Annotated in this window: 17 protein-coding genes and 1 tRNA gene; 15 read left to right on the top strand and 3 right to left on the bottom strand. The window is 71.5% G+C overall.

The window, feature by feature from the left end; all coding sequences use genetic code 11:
- Positions 1-54: 54 nt before the first annotated feature.
- A complete protein-coding gene (locus OG509_RS18705) occupies positions 55-852 on the bottom strand; it encodes a glycerophosphodiester phosphodiesterase (RefSeq protein WP_406183617.1) in 798 nt (265 codons plus the stop codon).
- Positions 853-1,076: 224 nt separating this feature from the next.
- On the opposite strand from OG509_RS18705, the gene OG509_RS18700 reads away from it, so the two are divergent.
- From OG509_RS18700 to OG509_RS18675, 6 genes are all read left to right on the top strand, one after another.
- A complete protein-coding gene (locus OG509_RS18700; protein WP_406183616.1) occupies positions 1,077-2,576 on the top strand; it encodes a S1C family serine protease in 1,500 nt (499 codons plus the stop codon).
- A gap of 115 nt (positions 2,577-2,691) precedes the next feature.
- Positions 2,692-3,597, top strand: a complete 906-nt coding sequence (locus tag OG509_RS18695; protein WP_389009180.1) for a LysR family transcriptional regulator — start codon at positions 2,692-2,694, stop codon at positions 3,595-3,597.
- Positions 3,598-3,696: 99 nt separating this feature from the next.
- Positions 3,697-4,251, top strand: a complete 555-nt coding sequence (locus tag OG509_RS18690; RefSeq protein WP_406183615.1) for a cysteine dioxygenase — start codon at positions 3,697-3,699, stop codon at positions 4,249-4,251.
- Entirely contained in the window at positions 4,251-5,309 is a 1,059-nt protein-coding gene (locus tag OG509_RS18685; protein WP_406183614.1) for a YeiH family protein, read from the top strand. The genes OG509_RS18690 and OG509_RS18685 overlap by 1 nt, the downstream gene beginning before the upstream one ends.
- A gap of 190 nt (positions 5,310-5,499) precedes the next feature.
- Entirely contained in the window at positions 5,500-6,459 is a 960-nt protein-coding gene (locus tag OG509_RS18680) for a trypsin-like serine peptidase (RefSeq protein WP_406183613.1), read from the top strand.
- 39 nt (positions 6,460-6,498) lie between these two features.
- Positions 6,499-6,588 (top strand) — tRNA-Ser (locus OG509_RS18675).
- A gap of 68 nt (positions 6,589-6,656) precedes the next feature.
- Here the strand turns inward: OG509_RS18675 and OG509_RS18670 are convergent.
- A complete protein-coding gene (locus tag OG509_RS18670) occupies positions 6,657-7,163 on the bottom strand; it encodes a GNAT family N-acetyltransferase (RefSeq protein ID WP_406183612.1) in 507 nt (168 codons plus the stop codon).
- Between the two features lie 154 nt (positions 7,164-7,317).
- On the opposite strand from OG509_RS18670, the gene OG509_RS18665 reads away from it, so the two are divergent.
- The 9 genes from OG509_RS18665 (at position 7,318) to OG509_RS18625 (ending at position 15,964) form a co-directional block, all read left to right on the top strand.
- A complete protein-coding gene (locus OG509_RS18665; protein WP_406183611.1) occupies positions 7,318-7,674 on the top strand; it encodes a DUF6344 domain-containing protein in 357 nt (118 codons plus the stop codon).
- A 535-nt stretch (positions 7,675-8,209) separates the two neighbouring features.
- Positions 8,210-8,515: a hypothetical protein gene (locus OG509_RS18660; protein ID WP_406183610.1), complete on the top strand. Its 306-nt coding sequence runs from the start codon at positions 8,210-8,212 to the stop codon at positions 8,513-8,515.
- Positions 8,516-8,699: 184 nt separating this feature from the next.
- Positions 8,700-9,851 carry an acyl-CoA dehydrogenase family protein gene (locus tag OG509_RS18655; RefSeq protein WP_406183609.1) on the top strand — a complete coding sequence of 384 codons (1,152 nt, stop codon included), beginning with the start codon at positions 8,700-8,702 and terminating at the stop codon, positions 9,849-9,851.
- Positions 9,848-10,828, top strand: coding sequence for a bifunctional MaoC family dehydratase N-terminal/OB-fold nucleic acid binding domain-containing protein (locus OG509_RS18650; protein WP_406183608.1), 981 nt, complete (start codon positions 9,848-9,850; stop codon positions 10,826-10,828). The genes OG509_RS18655 and OG509_RS18650 overlap by 4 nt, the downstream gene beginning before the upstream one ends.
- On the top strand, positions 10,828-11,877 hold the full coding sequence (locus tag OG509_RS18645) for an acyl-CoA dehydrogenase family protein (RefSeq protein WP_406183607.1): 1,050 nt from the start codon (positions 10,828-10,830) through the stop codon (positions 11,875-11,877). Before OG509_RS18650 ends, OG509_RS18645 begins: the two co-directional genes overlap by 1 nt.
- Positions 11,874-12,275 carry a MaoC family dehydratase gene (locus OG509_RS18640; RefSeq protein ID WP_406183606.1) on the top strand — a complete coding sequence of 134 codons (402 nt, stop codon included), beginning with the start codon at positions 11,874-11,876 and terminating at the stop codon, positions 12,273-12,275. The genes OG509_RS18645 and OG509_RS18640 overlap by 4 nt, the downstream gene beginning before the upstream one ends.
- Positions 12,272-13,438, top strand: a complete 1,167-nt coding sequence (locus OG509_RS18635; protein WP_406183605.1) for a lipid-transfer protein — start codon at positions 12,272-12,274, stop codon at positions 13,436-13,438. The genes OG509_RS18640 and OG509_RS18635 overlap by 4 nt, the downstream gene beginning before the upstream one ends.
- Before the next feature lie 169 nt (positions 13,439-13,607).
- Positions 13,608-14,141 (top strand): SigE family RNA polymerase sigma factor, encoded by a 534-nt coding sequence (locus tag OG509_RS18630; RefSeq protein WP_030153345.1) that lies wholly within the window; start codon positions 13,608-13,610, stop codon positions 14,139-14,141.
- A gap of 161 nt (positions 14,142-14,302) precedes the next feature.
- Positions 14,303-15,964: a long-chain fatty acid--CoA ligase gene (locus OG509_RS18625; protein ID WP_406183604.1), complete on the top strand. Its 1,662-nt coding sequence runs from the start codon at positions 14,303-14,305 to the stop codon at positions 15,962-15,964.
- A gap of 3 nt (positions 15,965-15,967) precedes the next feature.
- On the opposite strand, the gene OG509_RS18620 is transcribed toward OG509_RS18625, so the two are convergent.
- Positions 15,968-16,552: an antibiotic biosynthesis monooxygenase gene (locus OG509_RS18620; protein ID WP_406183603.1), complete on the bottom strand. Its 585-nt coding sequence runs from the start codon at positions 16,550-16,552 to the stop codon at positions 15,968-15,970.
- Between the last annotated feature and the right edge of the window lie 12 nt (positions 16,553-16,564).

The raw sequence follows: 16,564 nt of genomic DNA, 5'->3' as shown, positions 1-16,564 counted from the left end.
GGTGCACACCCTGTCACGCACGTGACGCGCGGGACGGGTGGGCAAAAGGGGACGTCAGCGCCCGAGCTGTGACAGAACTTGTCGCGGCCTGTTCGTGATGATTGCTTCCACACCCAGATCAGCGCAGAGCTGAACGTCTTCCGGATCGTTCACGGTCCATACGTGTACGGAGTGGCCCGCGCTCTGGAGCTTGCGGATGTACCCGGGGTGGTTGCGCACGATGCGCATCCCGGGACCCGCGATCCGCACCCCGGCCGGCAGCCGCCCGTCGCGCATCCGAGGCGAGATGAACTGCATCAGGTACACGGTCGGGATCGTCGGCGCGGAGGCCCGCACCCGGTGCAGGGAGCGCGCGGAGAAGCTCATGACGCGGACGGGGTGCGGACCCTCGGGGGGCGGCGCGTCCAGCCCGAACCGCTTGAGGAGGAAGAGGAGGCGCTCCTCCACCTGTCCGGCCCAGCGGGTCGGATGCTTCGTCTCGATGGCGAGCTGCACCGGCCGGCCGGCGTCCGAGACCAGCTCCAGCAGCCGCTCCAGGGTGAGCACGGAGGTGCGCTCGGGGTCGGCGTCCCAGTCCGGGGACTCCTCGCGGTCCTTCCAGGAGCCGAAGTCGAGCGCGGCGAGGTCGGCCAGTTCGAGGGCGGAGACGGCGCCGCGGCCGTTGGAGGTGCGGTTGACCCGGCGGTCGTGGACCAGCACCAGATGGCCGTCGGCGGTGAGCCGGACATCGCATTCGAGGGCGTCGGCGCCGTACTCGATGGCCTTGCGGTAGGCGGCCAGGGTGTGCTCGGGGGCATCCTCCGAGGCGCCGCGGTGGGCGACGACCTGGATGGGCGGCAGTGCGTGGGTCACCGGGTCATGGTGCCACCGAGAGGCCCCCGGATGTCGGGCTCCGCCGTGCGGATGCGCCCGGAATGCCGGACATAAAGAATGAGGAGGACGCACAGGTCCGGCTTACAGTGCTCTGACGGGTCATGGGGAAGGCTTTTCCCAGGAACTTGTGCGGCACGTCGAACGTTCAGTCGGGCCGAATCGCCAGTTTTTCTGAAGCCGTGTGTGACGAGGAGAAGAGCGCTGTGAGCACCGAGAACGAGGGCACCGCGGCCCCGACGCCCCCCGCGGCCCCGTCCGCACCCCCGGTGGCCGCTCCTGCCCCCGAGACGCCTGCACCCGCACCGGCCGCGGAGGCCCCGGCGGCGGAGCCGGTCACCCAGCAGATCCCGCCGACGCCCGCGCCCGGCACGGAGCCGACCCAGCAGATCCCGCCCACCCCGGCCCCCGCACCGGCCCCGGGCTACGCCCAGGCTCCCGCGCCGCAGGCCCCGGCCCCGGCCGCTCACGGCGCCGAGGGCTGGCCGCCCCCGCCGCCGGCGGTCCCGGCATACGGCTCGGGCGGCGGCCACGACGGCGGAACCTGGGGTGTGCCCCCGACCGCCGACGGCTTCCCGCCGGCCAAGCCGAAGGGCAAGGGCGGCATGATCGCCGCCGTGCTCGTGGCGGCCCTCCTCGCCGGCGGCGTCGGCGGCGGCATCGGCTTCTGGGCCGCCGAGCGCAGCGAGAACGGCGTCGGCTCGACCACGGTCACCGCGGGCAACACCCCCAAGGACCTCAAGCGGGAGGCCGGCTCGATCGCGGGCCTGGCCGCGGGCGCGCTGCCCAGCGTCGTCACCATCGAGGCCTCGGCCGGCGACGGTGAGGGCGGTACCGGCACCGGCTTCGTCTACGACCAGCAGGGCCACATCCTCACCAACAACCACGTGGTGGCCTCCGCCGCGAACGGCGGCAAGCTGTCCGCGACCTTCTCCGACGGCAAGAAGTACGAGGCCGAGGTCATCGGCCGGGCCCAGGGCTACGACGTGGCCGTGCTCAAGCTGAAGAACCCGCCGTCCGGCCTCAAGCCGCTGGCGCTCGGCGACTCCGACAAGGTCGCGGTCGGCGACTCGACCATCGCGATCGGCGCCCCCTTCGGCCTGTCCAACACGGTCACCACCGGCATCGTCAGCGCCAAGAACCGCCCGGTGGCCTCCGGCGACGGCTCCGGCAGCAAGAACTCGTACATGAGCGCGCTCCAGACGGACGCCTCGATCAACCCCGGCAACTCCGGCGGTCCGCTGCTCGACGGGCGCGGCGCGGTCATCGGCATCAACTCCGCCATCCAGTCGGCCGGCAACGGCGGCTTCGGCGGCGGCCAGGCCGGGTCCATCGGCCTCGGTTTCGCCATCCCGATCAACCAGGCGAAGAACGTCGCCGAGTCGCTGATCAAGACCGGCAAGCCGGTCTACCCGATCATCTCCGTCTCCGTGGACCTCCAGTCCAAGACCGACGGCGCCAAGATCTCCGAGCAGGGCGCGCCCGCCAACGACCTGGTCGACCCCAACGGTCCGGCCGGCAAGGCGGGCCTCAAGCCCGGCGATGTCATCACCCGGTTCGGCGACAAGCCGATCGACAGCGGGCCGACCCTCATCAGCGAGATCTGGACCCACAAGCCGGGCGACGTGGTGAAGCTGACCTACCTGCGCGACGGCAAGCCGAACACCGTCGACATCACCCTCGGCTCTCGGGTCGGCGACAAGTAACGACGGCCAACGGCTGCCCCGGTACGCGAGGGACCGGGATCGCTGGCTTGATGGAGAGGGGCCGTGGGCGCGAATACGCCTACGGCCCCTCCCAACGTCCGCTTATGCTTCCCATGTGTTCGATTCGCGGCACATACGCACTTTCCACGAGGTGGTCGCCTCCGGGTCCTACTCGGCGGCCGCCCGTGCTCTGGGGTACACCCAGCCCGCGATCACCCAGCAGATGAAGGCGCTGGAACGCGCCGTCGGCACCCCGCTCTTCACCCGGGTCGGCCGCAAGATGCAGCTCACCGAGGCCGGCGAGTCCATGGCCCGGCACGCCGAGTCCATCCTCGGCAGTCTCTCCGCCGCCGAGGCGCAGCTCAAGGCGTACGCCCGCCTGCGCACCGGGCGGGTCCGGCTCTGCGGTTTCCCCAGCGCCAACGTCACCCTGGTCCCCGAGGCCCTGAGTGACCTGGCCAAGGACCATCCGGGCATCCAGGTCGAGCTGTTGGAGGGGGAGCCCCCGGAGTCGCTGCGCCGGCTGGAGCGCGGGGAGTGTGACATCACCCTGGCCTTCACCTATCCCGGGCTCCACGAGGAGATCCCGGAGGAGGTCGCCGAGGTCCGGCTCCTGGAGGACCAGCTGACCGTGCTGCTCCCGACCGGGCACCCGCTGGCCCGGCGGCGGGCCGTGCACCTGGCCGACCTCGCGGAGGAGCGGTGGATCGCCGGCTGCCCGCGCTGCCGGGCGAACCTGCTGCACGAGTGCGCCGAGCTGGGCTTCGTGCCCGACATCCGGTTCGCCACGGACGACAACCTGGTCGTGCAGAGCATGGTCGGACAAGGGCTCGGCGTGGCGATGATGCCCGCGCTCGTGCTGCCCTCCCTCTCCCTGAGCAAGGTGTGCGGGCGGCCGCTCCAGCCCGCCGCCCGCCGGCACATCGCCGCGTACGTCTACCGCGATCATCTGCGCATCCCGGCGACCTCCGTGGTCCTCAACGCGCTCAAGCAGGTGGCTTCGAACCGCGTCGGCTGCTGACCGCCGGGCGGTCTCTTCTCCGAATTCATAAGCAGTGCTTGGGATTTCAGGTGAGAACTGTCGTTGGACGTGATGGGTTGGCTGTTCGACGCTGCCCATATGACCACCACCACGCCGGCCCGTACGACCGCGAGGATGGCCGCCCTCGTCAGTGAGATCCGTACGGTCGTGGACCGGGGGCTGGCCCCGGACCTGACCGCCTACCTCGTCGGCGAGCGCGTCGCCCCGCACCTGGGCACGCCCGATCTGCTCACTCCCGAGCAGCGGGAGGGGGACCCCGACCGGTACCGGCAGCACGTCCTGCACGCCGAGCCGGACGGCAGCTTCTCGGTGGTCGCGCTGGTGTGGATGCCCGGTCAGGAGACCGCCATCCACGACCACGTCTCCTGGTGCGTGGCCGGGGTGCACGAGGGCGAGGAGAGCGAGCTCCGCTACCGGCTGGCCCCCGCGACGGGGGACACCTGCGCCCGGCTGGTGGCGACCGAGCACGTGGTCAACGGCCCGGGTGAAGTCTGCGGATTCGCCCCGCCCGGCGATATCCACAAGGTCTACAACTCCTGTCGCACCACGGCGATATCCCTGCACGTCTACGGAGCCGATGTCATCCGCCTGGGCAGCAGCGTCCGCCGCGTCTACACGCTTCCCACAGACTGATGGCGCTGCTCAACCGCCCCGTACGCGGGGCGGACGCCGAAGGTGCCGGGCATGTTTCACGTGAAACATCCTCGTCCTGGCCGGGGTTGGGGATGGCGGCGGCCGGAGTGCTGGTGGCGTGGGGCGTGCACCGACTGGTGCCCGCAGTGCCCATGCTGACCGCGTCGGTGGTGCTCGGCATCGCGGTGGCCCACCTCCCGGGCATACGCGAGGTCGTACGCGGAGCAGCCCGCCCGGGTCTCTCGCTGGCGGGTCGACGGCTGATGCGGATCGGCATCGTCCTGCTGGGCCTCGGCCTGGGTCTGGACCAGGTGCTCCGGCTGGGCTGGGCCACGGTGGCGATGGTGGCCGCGGTGGTCGCCGCCACCTTCTTCGGCACCCTCTGGCTGGGCCGCCGGCTCGGGCTCCCGGGCGACCAGCCACTGCTGATCGCCACCGGGTACTCGATCTGCGGGGCCTCGGCCATCGGCGCGGTGAGCCAGGTGTCGGGCAGCGACGAGGAGGACGTGGCCGCGTCGGTGGCGCTGGTGACCCTGTGCGGGACCCTGGCCATCGCGGTCCTCCCTCTCCTCCAGGGCCCGTTGGGGCTCTCGGACCCGGCCTTCGGGCGCTGGGTCGGCGCGAGCGTCCACGACGTCGGCCAGGTAGTGGCCACCGCCCAGACCGCGGGCCCGGGCGCGCTCGGCGAGGCCGTCCTGGTCAAGCTGATGCGGGTGGCCCTGCTGGCTCCGCTGGTGGCCGCGGTGGCCTTCTCCGTACGGGCGCGCCGGCAGGGCGTGCGCATGCCCTCGGGACGCCGCCCGGCGCCGGTCCCGCTGTTCGTGGTCGGGTTCCTGGCCGCGGCCGGGCTGCGCGCCACCGGGGTGCTGCCCGACGCGGCACTCGACTGGGCACACACGGCGCAGGAACTTCTGCTGGCGGCGGCCCTGTTCGGGCTGGGCAGCGCGGTGGACCTCCCCCGGCTGGCCCGGACCGGCGGGCGGGCCGCGGTGCTGGGGCTCGGGGCCTGGCTGGTGGTGGCCGGGGTCTCGTACGCGGGCGTGCTGCTGACGGTATGACGCCAGCGGGTGCGCTCCTGTGGTCCATCGAAGGGAGTTGGCCAATTCCTGGCCGGAACCGACCGAACGTTCTGACCGTCTCCTGACTTCTCGTGCCGCACGTGCGACCCTGCGGCCGATCCGCACCGACAGCTCTTCACCCCCACCCTGCCCGTTCCGACGGGACCGGGCACGGCAGAAGGAGTCCTGCGTGAATCGTCATCGCACGGCAGCATCGGTCCTCATGGCGGCGGGCGCCCTGATCGCGGGCGCGCTGACGGCGGCCGCCCCTTCGGCAGCAGCCGACTCCCCGGCCTCGTTCAAGCCGCAGCACACCCAGGGCTTCTGGACCGCCGAACGGATGCGCGGCGCCACCCCGCTGGACGTGACGGCGGCGCCGGGGACCGGGCGGGCGCCGGCCGCGGCCGCCGCCGGGCCCACGGTGGTCGCCCCGACGGCGGCATCCGCCGCAGCGGCCTCCCCGACGTCGTTCCCGCAGGCGGGCGGCGCGTGGACGGGCGGCGGGGGGGTGGTCAAGACCTCGGGCCGGGTCTTCTTCACCTTCGGCGACCGCACGGCGTCCTGCTCCGGCGACTCGATCACCAGCGCCAACGGCAGCACGGTCATCACCGCCGGCCACTGCGTGAAGTACCAGGGCGCCTGGCACACCAACTGGATCTTCGTACCCGCGTACGAGAATGGGAACGCGCCCTACGGGCAGTGGTCGGCCACGAAGACCTTCGCGACGGACCAGTGGGCTGCCAGCGAGGACATGAACATGGACGTCGGCCTCGCCGTCGTGGCCCCGCTGAACGGCCAGAAGCTCAGCCAGGTCGTCGGAGCCCAGGGGATCCTGTTCAACGGCGGCTACAACAAGAAGATGTACTCCTTCGGGTTCCCGGCGGCCGCCCCGTACGACGGCACCAAGCTGGTCTACTGCAGCGGGAACACCGGCAAGGACTTCCTGCTGACCAAGGACCACAGCCTGGGCTGCAACATGACCGGCGGCTCCAGCGGCGGCCCCTGGTTCCAGGACTTCGACGAGGCCACGGGTCTGGGCACCCAGGTCTCGGTGAACAGCTTCGGCTACACGTTCCTGCCGAACCGGATGTTCGGCCCGTACTTCGGCAACGAGGCGAAAGCAGCCTACGACAAGGCCCAGAATTCCTGACCCAGCCGCCCCCCACCTGCCGGTACTCTGTACCGGCCAGGTGGGTTGCCCGAGCGGCCTAAGGGAACGGTCTTGAAAACCGTCGTGGCAGCGATGTCACCGTGGGTTCAAATCCCACACCCACCGCCAGCTCAGCGAACGCGCTGATCAGAAGGGGCGCCCCTCACCAGGGGCGCCCCTTCGTCATACGGCCTGTTTCACCCCGGCAGCACAGCCCGCCAGTCGTTGCTCATGTGCCACTGGCCGGGCGGGTACTCGAAGCGGGTCTCGCCGAGCAGTACGAAGCCGGCCGTGCGGCAGACGGCGTTGGACGCCCCGTGTTCGGCGGACGGGAAGGCGTGCAGGTGGCGGCGCGTGCCGTGCGCGGCCGCGTGGGCGATGAGCGCGCGGGCCGCCTTCGCTGCGAGGCCGCGGCCCTGGAACTCGGGGAGGATGCCCCAACCGGTCTCGTAGACCTTCTCGTCCTTCCATACGCGCTCCCAGAAGGCGATCGTGCCCACGCTCTCGCCTTCGGCGACGATCCGGAACACCCGTCCGGCCGCCGGCTCGCGGGCGCTGAGCGCCAGGTACCGCTGATGGCGGTCCTTGAGCTTGGCTTCGGTCTCCGGGCCACCGAGATGTTCGGTCATGACGGGCTCGTTCTTGCGCAGCAGCAGCCAGAAGTCGCCTTCTGCCCAGGGCACGAGTTCCAGGGTGGTGTCCATGCCGCCACGGTAGGCGCAAGACGCTCGCTAGGCCCTTTGAGTGGTGTTTGTCGGAAGATCGGCGCGGGTGGTGGGGGCGCTGCGGTTGCGACCACATCATGACGAATGTATGCAGATCCGCCCGTCGGAACATCGCGAAACGAAGGACCTCGTCATGGCTCACCGCATCACCGTCACGTCGATCTGGACCGCTGTCGTCGCCGTCGTCGTCGCGCTCCTCGCCTCCCTCGGGTTCGGCGCCAAGGCCGCGCCGGCCGCCGCCTCCACCGCCTCCGCTCCCGCCCCCTCCCGCCGTGCGGCCGTGGCCGTACGCCGGACGGCCCGGCCGATGGGCCGGCGGAGCTGGCGGGCGATGATGCGGGGCGGTTCGCTCCCGCCGACCATCAAGCAGCGGATCCACGCCGAGGCGCACGGCAAGGCCCCGTCCGTCCGCCGCTCGACCACCGCCGCCGCGTCCCTGGCCGGGAGCACCGCCGGAGTCGGCCGCGAAGAGCTCGACCTGGTCGCGTAGCGCCCGTACGGCGTCGTGCGCTACGCGCAGTAGGCGGTAGGCGGTAGGCAGTAGGCGGTAGAGACCAGTAACGGCAGCAGCAGGCGCTGGAGCCCGGTCGGCAGGTCGCGGCCGCGGATCGCGCCGGAGGTGTGCCCCCGGAGTGGGGCACGGTGGGATGGCCCCGGCGGGCGCCGGGGGCGTGCAGGGGGCGTGAAGCCTGGCATTGCAGGGTCGCAGGCCCGGGAGACGGTGGGGTTCCCGGACGGAGCGGCCCTTTTCGGCATGTCCGGCGTACATGAGTTTGAAGGAACGTTTCAGCTCAGATCTGGCGGTGGTTTCGGCGGCCTCCGGCGCGCTGACCAGCGGCGTTGGGCTGCGATTGAGGTTTATCCGATGTTGCTCATACTTGCGGGGGAATCGTGGACTCCGGGCTGGTTCGGCGGGGATTCGGTGGGCAACTCTGGTGTCGCGACGTCGTCACCACGCAACGAACGAGGCGGTCGGCCAACTGCCTTGGAGCAAGTCCCACTTCGCTTTTCTGGAGGATTCAGACATGGCAAGCATCCGTACCGCCCGCGTCATCGCCGCCGTCGCCGCTCTCCCCCTCGCCGTTGCTCTCTTCGGTGGCGTGGCCTCGGCCGACAACGGCTCCTTCGCGAACGACGGATCGAATGCGAGTGTCGCCAGCATCATCGGCAGCGGTGTCGGCGGGAACAACAGCGGTAACTCGTCGACTTCCCAGCAGGTGGCCACCGGCTCCGGTGCGTCCAACCAGAACAACACCGCGCAGGTCAACGGCTCGGCCTTCACGGCGATCCAGCAGGGCAACGTCGCGCTCAACTTCCACCCCTGGTGGTAGACGCTCCCCGGGTCCTCTGAGTCTTGAGGGCGCCTGTGCCACCGGACCGGCTGGGGTCCGGTGGGGCAGGCGCCCTCGCGCGTCCGTGCGCAGCCCCTCCCGGACTCTCCCGACCTTGACATCCACAGTGAATCTGACGGACAGTCAGGTTCACTCGATGATGTGATGCCGGGAGGCCAGCGCCGTGCACCTCGCCCCGACCGAAGGCCAGTTGCGGCTCCGTGCCGAACTGCGGGAGTACTTCCACGATCTGCTGCCGGACGGGCCCCCCGAGGACCCCGCCGGCCAACGCGCACTGCTACGCCGCATCGGCGCCGACGGACTGCTCGGCCTCGGCTGGCCCGTCGAGTACGGCGGCCAAGGACGCGGCCCCGACGAGCAGTTCGTGTTCTTCGACGAGGCCTACCGGGCCGGCGCCCCCGTCTCCATGGTCACCCTCAACACCGTCGGCCCGACCCTGATGAAGTACGGGACCGCGGAGCAGAAGGGCTACTTCCTCCCCCGGATCCTCAGCGGCGAGATCGTGTTCGCCATCGGCTACTCGGAGCCCGAGGCGGGCACCGACCTGGCCTCGCTGCGCACCCGCGCCGTACGCGACGGAGCCGACTGGCTCGTCGACGGGCAGAAGATCTTCACCTCCAACGCCCAGAACGCCGACTGGATCTGGCTCGCCTGCCGCACCGATACCGACGCCCCCAAGCACAAGGGCATCTCGATCATCCTGGTGCCCACCGACGCCCCCGGCTTCTCGTGGACCCCGATCGACACGGTCGGCGGTCTCACGACCACGTCGACGTACTACGACGGGCTCCGCGTGCCCGCCGGGAACCTCGTCGGCCCCGAGCACGGCGGCTGGGGGCTGATCACCAACCAGCTCAACCACGAGCGCGTGGCCCTCGCCGCCATCGGCATGCAGGCCGAGGACTTCTACACGAGCGCGCTGCGCCACGCCCGCACCCCCGATCCGGCCACCGGTGAGCGCCCCGCCGACCGGCTGTGGGTGCAGTCCCGGCTCGCCGAGGCCCACGCCCGGCTGGCCGCCGTACGCCTCCTCAACTGGCGCCTCGTCCAGGACGTGGGCGCCGGCACCCTGGCCCCCGGCGACGCCAGCGGGGTGAAGTTCCTCGGCACCGAGTCCACCGTCGAGGTGTACCGGATGTGCCAGGAGGTGGTGGGCGAGGAGGCGCTCGTACGGGGGCCCGCGGCGTTCGCCGGCGGCGAGCTGGAGCGGATGAACCGGGCCGCGCAGATCAACACCTTCGGCGGCGGGGTCAGCGAGGTCCAGCGGGAGATCGTCGCCATGATGCGGCTCGGCATGAAGGGAAGGAAGCGATGACCGCCACGCCGGAGCAGGCAGCGGGTACGGACGCGGGAGCGGGCACCGAGGAGGCCGCCCGGTTCCACGCACTGCTCACGTCCTTCGAAGGGCGGCCCGCCGCCACCGCGGGCCAGGGCAAGGACCCCGTCAACCAGCCGATGATCCGCCACTGGTGCGAGGCGATGGGAGATGCCAACCCCGCCTACACCGGCCCGGACGCCATCGCCCCGCCCACCATGCTCCAGGCCTGGACGATGGGCGGGCTCTCCGGGCACGGAGACCGCTCCTCCGCCTACGACGAGCTCCTCGCCCTGCTCGACGGCGCGGGCTGCACCTCCGTCGTGGCCACCGACTGCGAGCAGGAGTACCTGCGACCGCTGCGCCCCGGCGACGCGGTCACCTACGACGCCGTCATCGAGTCAGTCTCCCCGCGCAAGACGACCAAGCTGGGCACCGGCCACTTCGTGACCACACGCATGGACGTCCGCGCGGACGGCGAACTCGCCGGAACCCACCGCTTCCGGATCCTTAAGTACGCGCCCGCCGCCCCGCGCGAGAAGAAGCCCGCGGCCCGGCGTCCCCGCCCGGTGGTCAACCGCGACAACCAGGGCTTCTGGGACGGGGTCGCGGACCACAAGCTGCTGATCCAGCGCTGCACCGCCTGCGGGACCCTCCGTTTCCCCTGGCTGCCCGGCTGCAACGGCTGCGCGAGCCTGGACTGGGACACCGTCGAGGCCTCCGGCGCCGGCACGGTGTTCAGCTACGTCGTCATGCACCACCCGCCCTTCCCCGCCTTCACCGCGCATGAAGATGCCGCTGCCGTGGTGGGGCCGTACGCGGTAGCCCTCGTCGAACTCGCCGAGGGCGTCCGGATGGTCAGCAACATCACCGGCGTCCCGTACGACAAGGTCCGCATCGGGATGCCCGTGCACCTGGAGTTCCTGCGGGCCGACGAGGACCTGGAACTGCCGGTCTTCCGAGGGAGCGAGGGCTGATGGACTTCCACCCCACCGAGGAGCAGGCCGCGGCGGCCGGCCTCGCCGCGCGGATCTTCCGCGATCTCGCCACGCACGAACGCCTCGCCGCGGCCGGCACCGGCAGCGACGCCGAGCTGTGGAAGGCCCTCACCGCCGCCGGACTGACCGCCGCCGTGGAGGACGTCGGCCTGCTCGGCCTGGTGCTGCTGCTGGAGGAGCAGGGCCGCACCACCGCGCAGGTCCCGTATGCCGCCACCTGCGCGTACGGGATCCTGCCCGTCGCCGCGCACGGCAGCGCTGAGCAGCGCGCCCGGCTGCTGCCCGCCCTGGGCTCGGGAGAGGCGGTCGCCACCGGCGCCTTTCCGGCCCGCGGCCGCATCACCGCCTCGCCGGACGGCCGGCTGACCGGGACCGCCCCCGTCGTGCCCTGGCTGCGCGATGCCACCCACGTGCTGGTTCCGGACGCCGACCGGACCCTGTGGCTCGTACGGACGGACGCACCCGGCGTCGGGACGCCCGAGGTGGAGACCACCGCCCCCTGGTCGGCGGGGCGGCTCACCCTGGCCGGGACCGAGGCCGAACGGCTCGGCGACGGCCGGGCCTACGAAGAGGTCCTGGCCACCGCCCGCACCGCCTTCGCCGGGCTCCAGGCGGGGGTCTGCGCGGGCTCCCTGGCCCGTGCGGTCGCGTACACCTCCACCCGCGAGCAGTTCGGCCGGCCGCTCTCCACGAACCAGGGGGTCATGCTGCGCGCGGCCGACGCCTACATGGACACCGAGGCGATCCGGGTCACCGCGTACGAGGCGGCCTGGCGGATCGACGAGGGACTTCCGGCGGGCGAGCACGCCCTGACCGCGGCCTGGTGGGCCTCGGAGGCGGGCACGCGGGTCGTGCACGCGGGCCAGCACCTGCACGGCGGGATGGGCGCCGACCTGGACCATCCCGTCCACCGGCACTTCCTCTGGGGGCGCCAGCTGGACGCGTACCTGGGCTGCGGCAGCGAGCTGCTGGCCGAGCTGGGCGCGCTCCTGTCCGACCACGCAGCACCCGAGGGGGACGACGCATGAACGTCGGCGACACACTGGCGCCGCTGGAGATACCGGTGACGCGCACACTGATCGTCGCGGGCGCGATCGCCTCGCGCGACTACCAGGACGTCCACCACGACGCCTCGCTCGCGCGCGAGAAGGGCTCCCCGGACATCTTCATGAACATCCTGACCACCAACGGTCTGGTCGGCCGGTACATCACCGACCGCCTGGGGCCGGGCGCCGTCCTGCGCAAGGTGGCCATCCGGCTCGGCGCCCCCAACTACCCCGGGGACACCATGGTCCTGACCGGCACCGTGGTCGCCGTCGATGGGGACCGGGTGGAGATCCGGGTCGTCGGCGCCAACGGCATCGGCCACCACGTCACCGGCACGGTCACGGCCACGGTCGCGGACACCGCGGAGGTGGTGGAATGAGCGTCCGGCACCGCGACGCGCTCGGCGGGCGCGCCGCCATCGCCGGCATCGGCGCGACCGAGTTCTCCAAGGACTCCGGCCGCAGCGAGCTGCGGCTCGCCGTCGAAGCCGTGCACGCCGCCCTCGACGACGCCGGGCTGACCCCCACCGACGTCGACGGCATGGTCACGTTCACCATGGACACCAGCCCCGAGATCACCGTGGCCCAGGCGGCCGGCATCGGGGACCTCTCCTTCTTCTCCCGCATCCACTACGGCGGCGGCGCGGCCTGCGCCACCGTCCAGCAGGCCGCCCTCGCCGTCGCCACCGGGGTCGCGGAGGTCGTGGTCTGCTACCGCGCCTTCAACGAGCGCTCCGGCCGTCGCTTCGGTTCCGGCGTCCAGCAGCGCGAGCCCTCGGCGGAGGGCGCGGCGCTCGGCTGGTCGCTGCCCTGGGGGCTGCTGACCCCGGCCTCCTGGGTGGCCATGACCGCCCAGCGCTATCTGCACGCCTACAACCTGACCCCCGAGGCCTTCGGCCATGTCGCGGTCACCGACCGCCGACACGCGGCGAACAACCCCGCCGCGTACTTCCACGGCAAGCCCATCACCCTCGCCGACCACGCCGCCTCGCGCTGGATCGTCGAACCGCTCCGGCTGCTGGACTGCTGCCAGGAGACGGACGGCGGCCAGGCGCTGATCGTCACCAGCACCGAGCGCGCCCGGGACCTGCGCCACGCGCCCGCCGTGATCACCGCAGCCGCGCAGGGCGCCGGCCGCCGCCAGGAGGCCATGACCTCCTTCTACCGCGACGACCTCACCGGGCTGCCGGAGATGGACGTGGTCGCCCGGCAGCTGTGGCGGACCAGCGGACTGCGGCCCTCGGACATCGACGTCGGCATCCTCTACGACCACTTCACCCCGTTCGTCTTGATGCAGCTGGAGGAGTTCGGCTTCTGCAAGCCCGGCGAGGCCGCCGATTTCGTGGCCGCGGACGCGCTGCCGCTCAACACCCACGGCGGCCAGCTCGGGGAGGCGTACCTGCACGGCATGAACGGCATCGCCGAGGCGGTCCGCCAGCTGCGCGGCACCTCCGTGAACCAGGTGGCGGGCGCCGCCCGTGCCCTGGTCACGGCAGGGACGGGGGTACCGACGTCCGGTCTGATCCTCGGCTCCGAAGGCTGAGCCCGGAGCCGCGCGCCGGTCCCCCGCCGGCCCTCGGCCGGGACCCGCGGCCTGCCCCCTCCTCCACCTTCAGGAGGTGGGGCAGGCCCCACCCCTACAACCTGAGATGGATCCAGCTTCGGCACTTGCGGCCGATCCCAGGTCCGGACCGCGCTTCTAGCGTGGAGCCATGACCACGCCTGTGTGCACGCTCGCCTCGAACCCGACGCCGTACCCGTCGTTCTCGGCGTACGTCCGGACCCGCGGCTCGGTCCTGATGCGCACCGCGCGCTCGCTCACCGCCAACCCGTGTGATGCCGAGGACCTGCTCCAGACGGCCCTCGCCAAGACGTACGTCGCGTGGGACCGCATCGAGGACCACCGCGCCCTCGACGGCTACGTCCGGCGGGCCCTGGTCAACACCCGTACCTCCCAGTGGCGCAAGCGCAAGGTTGACGAGTTCGCCTGCGACGAGCTCCCGGAACCCGAGGAGACGCCCGCATCCGACCCCGCCGAGGCGCAGGCGCTGCGCGACGCGATGTGGCGAGCGGTGACCCGGCTTCCCGACCGGCAGCGCGCGATGGTCGTCCTGCGCTACTACGAGGACCTGAGCGAGGCGCAGACCGCCGAACTGCTCGGGGTCTCGATCGGCACGGTCAAGAGTGCCGTCTCGCGCGCCCTGGTCAAGCTCCGCGAGGACCCGGAGCTCACCCCGGTCCGCTGAACCAGCCCATGTTTCACGTGAAACATCGGTGTTTCACGTGAAACGTCGGCGATTGGTTGCCGTGTTTGTACCCCCGGGTAGTGACATGCCGACCGGTACGTGCGCAGAATCGGCAGCATCCGTAGCCGCCGCAGCGCCGCAGCGCTCACCGGGAGGACGCTTTGCTGAGCACCATGCAGGACGTACCGCTCCTCGTCACCCGCATACTCCAGCACGGGATGACGATCCACGGGAAATCCCAGGTCACGACCTGGACCGGGGAGGCCGAGCCGCACCGTCGCAGCTTCGCCGAGATCGGTACCCGCGCCACCCGCCTCGCCAACGCCCTGCGCGACGAACTGGGCGTCCAGCAGGACGACCGGGTGGCGACCCTGATGTGGAACAACGCGGAGCACGTCGAGGCGTACTTCGCGATCCCCTCCATGGGTTCCGTACTCCACACCCTCAACCTGCGCCTGCCTCCCGAGCAGCTGGTCTTCATCGTCAACCACGCGGTCGACCGGGTCGTGCTGCTCAACGGGACCCTGCTGCCGCTGCTGGTCCCGCTGCTGCCGCACCTGCCGACCGTCGAGCACGTGGTCGTCTCCGGCATCGGTGACCGCTCCGGCCTCGAAGCCCTCGCGCAGGAGCGCGGCTTCCGCGTCCACGACTACGAGGAGCTGATCGCGGACCGCGCGACCTCGTACGACTGGCCGGAGCTGGACGAGCGCCAGGCCGCCGCCATGTGCTACACCTCCGGCACCACCGGCGACCCCAAGGGCGTCGTCTACTCCCACCGCTCGATCTACCTGCACTCCATGCAGGTCAACATGGCCGAGTCGATGGGCCTGACCGACCGCGACACCACCCTCGTCGTGGTCCCGCAGTTCCACGTCAACGCCTGGGGCCTGCCGCACGCGGTGTTCATGACGGGCATCAACATGCTGATGCCGGACCGGTTCCTCCAGCCCGCCCCGCTCGCCGAGATGATCGAGCGGGAGAAGCCCACGCACGCCGCGGCCGTCCCCACCATCTGGCAGGGCCTGCTCGCCGAGGTCACCGCCAACCCGCGTGACCTGACCTCGATGAAGCAGGTCACCATCGGCGGCGCGGCCTGTCCGCCCTCCCTGATGGAGGCCTACGACAAGCTCGGCGTCCGCCTCTGCCATGCCTGGGGCATGACCGAGACCTCGCCGCTGGGCACCATGGCGCATCCGCCGGCCGGCCTGAGCGCCGAGGAGCAGTGGCCGTACCGGATCACCCAGGGCCGCTTCCCGGCGGGCGTCGAGCCGCGCCTGGTGGGCCCCGGGGGCGACATCCTGCCCTGGGACGGCGAGTCGGCGGGCGAGCTCGAAGTACGTGGCACCTGGATCGCGGGCTCCTACTACGGCGGAGCCGCCGGCGAACCGCTGCGCCCCGAGGACAAGTTCAGCGCGGACGGCTGGCTCAAGACCGGCGACGTCGGTGTGATCAGCCCCGACGGGTTCCTCACGCTGACCGACCGGGCCAAGGACGTCATCAAGTCCGGCGGCGAGTGGATCTCCAGCGTGGAGCTGGAGAACGCGCTGATGGCGCACCCCGAGATCGCCGAGGCGGCGGTCGTCGCCGTCCCGGACGAGAAGTGGGGTGAGCGCCCGCTGGCCACCGTCGTCCTCAAGGAGGGCGCGACCGTGGACTACGACGGGCTGCGCGTCTTCCTCGGCCAGTCCATCGCCAAGTGGCAGTTGCCCGAGCGCTGGACGACCGTGGCGGCCGTCCCGAAGACCAGCGTCGGCAAGTTCGACAAGAAGGTCATAAGGAAGCAGTACGCGGACGGCGAGCTGGACGTCACCAAGCTGGACTGAAGCTCAGCCCTGGCCGGCCTTCGTCAGCCAGGGCCGCAGCAGCCTGCTGACGGCCGGCATCGCCAGGTAGGTCATCAGCGTGCTGAACACGACGGCGAAGGCGGCCGTCCGCAGGACGAAGTGCACGTTCACCAGGTACGGCCCGAGCACCGCGTTGCCGACGAGCGAGATCGGGAAGATGGCCAGCCCCGAGCTGATCGCCATCTTCCAGCGCGGCGGCGCGGGCCGGGTCGTACCCGGCTTGGCGAACCAGGTCTCCATGCCGTGCAGTTCGCGCCGGGCTATCTCGGTGTGGTGGTGGCCCAGGCAGTTGGAGAACCACTGGGCCCGCTCGGCGGAGTCCTGCCACCGCTGGAAGGCCTCGTGGTCCTGGAAGCGGTGGACCAGGAACCACGGCCCGCCGTCCGCCGCCGGACGGAACAGCCCGTACCCCAGATGCCCGGGGAAGGTCGCGGCCGTCTCCAGGATGCCGTGGGCCCAGGCCTCGAACGTCTCCTCGTGGCCCGGCTCCACCTGCCGGGCTATGAGCAGGTTCACCTCCCCGTTGTCGGCGGGGACGGTCTGCTCGCTCGTGTCGATGATGGCCATCGGGCCAGGATG

The organism is Streptomyces sp. NBC_01006 (assembly GCF_045162725.1).
Classification (GTDB): domain Bacteria; phylum Actinomycetota; class Actinomycetes; order Streptomycetales; family Streptomycetaceae; genus Streptomyces.
The sequence above is the reverse complement of the archived record's forward strand: the minus strand, read 5'-3'. Positions and strand labels throughout refer to the sequence as shown.